General features: G+C 47.2%; 5 protein-coding genes. 4 read left to right on the forward strand and 1 reads right to left on the reverse strand.

The features are described 5' to 3' along the window. A partial coding sequence (locus AADEFJLK_RS21250) for a calcium-binding protein (RefSeq protein ID WP_146054697.1) occupies nucleotides 1-971 on the reverse strand: 971 nt, incomplete at its 3' end. Between the two features lie 571 nt (nucleotides 972-1,542). On the opposite strand from AADEFJLK_RS21250, the gene AADEFJLK_RS21260 reads away from it, so the two are divergent. From AADEFJLK_RS21260 to AADEFJLK_RS24765, 4 genes are all read left to right on the forward strand, one after another. Continuing rightward, nucleotides 1,543-2,247, forward strand: coding sequence for a hypothetical protein (locus AADEFJLK_RS21260; RefSeq protein WP_103975685.1), 705 nt, complete (start codon nucleotides 1,543-1,545; stop codon nucleotides 2,245-2,247). Continuing rightward, nucleotides 2,247-3,698, forward strand: a complete 1,452-nt coding sequence (locus AADEFJLK_RS21265) for a hypothetical protein (RefSeq protein WP_103975686.1) — start codon at nucleotides 2,247-2,249, stop codon at nucleotides 3,696-3,698. The genes AADEFJLK_RS21260 and AADEFJLK_RS21265 overlap by 1 nt, the downstream gene beginning before the upstream one ends. A gap of 14 nt (nucleotides 3,699-3,712) precedes the next feature. Further along, nucleotides 3,713-4,450, forward strand: a complete 738-nt coding sequence (locus AADEFJLK_RS21270) for a hypothetical protein (protein ID WP_103975687.1) — start codon at nucleotides 3,713-3,715, stop codon at nucleotides 4,448-4,450. Continuing rightward, nucleotides 4,450-5,082 (forward strand): hypothetical protein (locus AADEFJLK_RS24765; protein WP_170065204.1); only part of this gene is annotated, 633 nt, incomplete at its 3' end. The genes AADEFJLK_RS21270 and AADEFJLK_RS24765, both read left to right, overlap by 1 nt.

Genomic DNA, 5,082 nt, shown 5'->3' on the forward strand with positions numbered 1-5,082 from the left:
TTACCCGCCGAACTTAGCACGGTCAGCCGGCCCGCCAAATCGGCATAGCCCCAGGTGACGCTATTGCTGAACTGTAGGGTGCTGATGGCGTAAGGGCTTTGAAATTGGTAAGCCGAAAAGAAATTGTAAAACGTTAGCGTGTCGCTGTTGCCGTAGTCCACTATTAGCTGGTCGTTATAGCGTGAAACGGCGGTGACGTTAGTGCTGGCGACATTGCTGAACTGGACAATGTCGGTGCTGTCCGAGCTGGCGATAGTGTCCTGGCCATCGCCTTTAGCAAAAAGATACGTGTCGCTGCCGCTGCCGCCATCCAGGTAGTCGTTACCCAAACCGCCGTTCAGCAGATCATCACCGTCACCGCCATAGAGCATGTCCGCTCCCGTGCCGCCGTTTAGGGTGTCTTTGGCATTGCCCCCATACAAACTGTCATTCCCGCCCAAACCATTTAAGGTGCTGCCGTAACCGTCCAGCGCGTACAATGTGTCATTACCCGCCGAACTTAGCACGGTCAGCCGGCCCGCCAAATCGGCATAGCCCCAGGTGACGCTATTGCTGAACTGTAGGGTGCTGATGGCGTAAGGGCTTTGAAATTGGTAGGCCGAAAAGAAATTGTAAATCGTTAGCGTGTCGCTGTTGCCGTAATCCACTATTAGCTGGTCGTTATAGCGTGAAACGGCGGTGACATTAGTGCTGGCGACATTGCTGAACTGGACAATGTCGGTGCTGTCCGAGCTGGCGATAATGTCCTGGCCATCGCCTTTAGCAAAAAGATAAGTGTCGATGCCGCTGCCGCCATCCAGGTAGTCGTTACCCAAGCCGCCGTTCAGCGTATCATCGCCGTCACCGCCATAGATAGTGTCGGAACCGCTCAGTCCGCTCAACGTATCGTTACCGCCATTACCATAGATTTGATCAGCCGTGTTGGTGCCTTTTATTATGTTGTCTTTATTATTACCGGTGAATGTAGCCATTGGTTGCCCCCAAATAAATTGTGATCGTTAATGATTTGCCCCGAATTAAATTAATACCTATATATCTGTTCATATACCCCCTATTTGAGCATGACTTTCAAAAGCTTGATCGATATTTCACTCGCCTCAGTTATTATGACTTAAAATATCAATAGGTTATGGTTTTCTGGGGTTTTTGGAGGATTGCCATCTGTCGAAAGGTCGAGGCGAAGGGTTACGCACTTATTTTCGACAGCATTTTAATAAAGGGAAATTTTTTTACCTTGATGTTTGGCAAGCGACTATTCACCGTACCTAGAATATAACACTTTATTTGGTGGTTCGGCTAGGGCGTGTTGATATTCACCCTAAAAACTTAGCTGGCGACACTATAAACTTAAAAAAACACTGGCAATGGCACCGTTTGCGACAGAACCCTTATACCGACCATACTGGGTTTGAAGCGAATGTGGCAGGTTACTATAAACCCGTTAAGAATAATGATAATGATAATGATAATGATGATGTACCCGGCCAATATCTGGTTAGAAAGCCGTCTGGTAACGATATAACATTTCAATGATGATTAGTTATGACAAATAAAACACCTTTTTGTGTTAAGAAACCGTTGGTCATTTTGCTGCTTGCGGTTATGGGCACTACGCGCAGCGCCTATTCCCAAGAACCAGTGGAAAACGGTTTTGAGCAAATTGCTGCCGACACATCGACGGTTCAGGTCGATAGGGAGGGGCATGTTGACAATGTTGATGCCGCCTTTTTCGTCGTCACAAAGAAGTTGGCGGCTGATAAGCCATTGATTGCCGAAATTATAATTTTACGCGAGCCAAAAACAGGGTTGACATGGTGGTCGGCCACTGACCGTTCTTCCGATGGGTATTATGCCGATTCGGTTTCAAGCTATTTGCGCAGAATTAAAATTTATTTGACTGATGACGCTATAGGAATAGCGAATGTCATACAACGGGTAAATTTTGGGGGCAGTGAGTCTACGGAAAAATACCCTTCAATGGCAGAAGCCAAGTCACAGGCTTTGAAAAACCTTTTTAGTACAGATAAGCATTACAGGTCATTTGATGTCCCTATGTGGTCATTTATGCCAGATGAATTTTATCTCACTAATGGGCCGTCGCCAAAAGTAGAATCGGTACACAAAAAGGGTGGCGTTTGGAAGGCGACTATAGTAGGGGTCAATAATGTCAAGATGGAGGTGGAGATAAACGCCCAGCAGCACGTCACAAAAGCGATCTTTTATCCGAAACCAAAGGCACAAAACTGATGGGCAAAAATTTTTTAATACAGAAAAGCTTAATTTTGCTGATGCTGGTTACGGGTAGCGTCTGTGCCGAGCAACAAGCCGATAAAGAACTAAAGCCATTAAAAACCGCGTACACCGAACCATTCCGATTGCGGGGTAAAAACCTTAAAAAACCTCAAGATAGGCGCGAAGAAAAGATTAATATGGAGGCGGCTTACTATTTTTTTCTGGTGCCGGATCCTGCCCGAAACGATGCCACCATCGAAGCCATCATTTTAAGAGACCCGCAAACGGGTTTGTCTTGGTGGGGTTGTAGCGACATGTTTGATAGGATTAATGTGATTAAGAGAGGAGCAGTAAGGGATTTTGAGAGGGCATCAACTTATCTGTCCGACAATGCCATCGGTTATGTCAGGGCCGGCCTGTCGGAAGGGCTGGCGGCCTTGTGGATATCGGAATCAACGGAAAAATACCCCTCTTTGGATGAAGCCGTCGCCCATGCCTTGCCTTTGCTTAGCCAGGCCGGGCCGCAAATCATCGATAAGGGTTGCCATTCGCTATCCCATGCGGCCGACATCTCCCCATTGGCGCCGAAGGCCTTTTTTTATAACGATGCGGCAGCTTCCCCCCCGCAACTTGTCGCCGAAGTGGCGGCGGTGCGCAAAGACGGGAGCGGTTGGATTGTCCTGCTGACTGGGGAAGGCGGCGCCAAACTGTCTGTGGCGGTGGACGAACATTACCAAGCCCGGCCCAGCACACTATGGAAGCAGGCCGCTTCGCACGACTCAACGCTGCCAATTGTCAATGGCAACAACAAGGCAAAACTGCAAGCCAGTTTGTTGGCCTTTACCAATAATATGACCGACGACAAAAAACCCTACGTCAAGGTGCTGATCTTAAGGGATCCCAGAACGGGGCTGACATGGTGGGGTTGCCAAGAAAGCGACGACCTTACCGTCGATGACGGTGCGCTTGCCAAATACCTTGGCCGATATCGGGTGTATTTGTCCGACAACACCTTAGGGGTCGTATTGCTGACGGTTGTCCCCACCGCCTTATGGGTCAGGGAATCCAATACAAAATACCCCTCCATGCCGGTGGCCAAGGCGCTGGCCTTGAAGGCCTTTGCCGATTTTATGCCGGAAATTCTGGAAAAGGGGAGCGACACGCTGTTTCACGAAGACAATATCCGTGGCCGCTATAAATTCCAATTCAGCAATGCCCGCGGCAATGACATACGCGATGAACAGTTTGATACGCTATTCCATAAAACCGATGTGTCGTCGCTGATAATAGGCGAATTTTTCTATGGCGACTCCCAATATGACAACCGAAAGTTATTTGCCAAACTGACCTCGGCATCTAAGGAAGGTGAATATTTGCGGATAACCTTATCGGGAACCCATGACCGGAAGGCCGAAGTGGACATAAACAGCCAACATGATGTTGATAAGGTCATTTTTTATCCGTAAGCGGCGTAAAGATCATGCCAAAACTAAAAGCTTATTTGTCATTATCCATCCTAATAATGTTAATTATTGGTTCTGGCATGGATGCTTCTGCAACGCCACTGCTGGATGACGAATTGAAACAGAGTGCCCCGTTTAATTCCACTGTTCAGGTTATAAAAGACGCTCAAGTTACCAATGTAGAAGCAGCCCTTTTTGTTTTTACCAGAAATGTAACAGCCGGGGAGAATTTTAGGGCAGAGGTTTTAGTCTTGAGAGATCCAGAAACCGGATTGTCATGGTGGGGGTTTCATGGAAGTTCGGATCCAAAACGGCCTAATGAAGATCTGATTTCCAGATATATTGCCAATCATAAATTTTACTTGTCTGATGACGCTATAGGAAGCGTCATGTTATCAATCCCAGATTTATGGTTTAAAGAATCTTTAGAAAAATACCCGTCAATGGCAGATGCAACCTCTAATGCTTTGAAACATTTCAAGTCGGGTCTATTAACGGGCAATGAGCATAAATTATTTTATAGTATATTCAAAAGCATTAATATTGCTAAAAACCTACCGTTTGAGTTTTTTCACGGAGACTTATGGCATCCCATGACTAAAATACACGCAAAACTTGAATCGGTGCGTAAACAAGGCTCAAACTGGACAGTCTCGTTGTCAGGGGCGGACAGTGCCAAACTGGATGTGGAAATAAACGCCAACTACCAAATTACAAGAACCATCCTCTATCCTGACCACAAGGCGAAAAACTGATGGGCAGAACATTTTCACTACGGAAAATCTTAATTTTGCTGATGCTGGTTACGGGTAGCGTCTGCGCCGAGCAACAAGCCGATAAAGGATTAGAGCAGCAAGAATATTCGTATACAAGACTATTCCAGTTAAAGGGTAAATACAAGGATAGCCGCCAAGAAATGATTAATCTGAAAGCGGCAAACTATTTTTTTTCAGTGCCTGATCCTGCCCGAGACGATAGAATTGAAGCCATGATTTTAAGAGACCCACAAACGGGTTTGTCTTGGTGGGGCTGCACCGACATGTTTGATAGGATTAATGTGATTAAGAGAGGGTCGAAAAGGAGTTTTCAGGAATCCTCGGCTTATCTGTCCGACAATGCCATCGGTTATGTTAGAGCCGGCCTGTCGGAAGGACGGGCGGTCTTGTGGATATCGGAATCAACGGAAAAATACCCCTCTTTGGATGAAGCCGTCGCCCATGCCTTGCCCTTGCTTAGCCAAGCCGGACCGCAAATCATCGATAAGGGCTGCCATTCGCTATCCCATGCGGCCGACATCTCCCCATTGGCGCCGAAGGCCTTTTTTTATAACGATGCGGCAGCTTCCCCCCCGCAGCTTGTCGCCGAAGTAGCGGCGGTGCGCAAAGAC

Source organism: Methylovulum psychrotolerans (assembly GCF_002923755.1).
Taxonomy (GTDB): domain Bacteria; phylum Pseudomonadota; class Gammaproteobacteria; order Methylococcales; family Methylomonadaceae; genus Methylovulum; species Methylovulum psychrotolerans.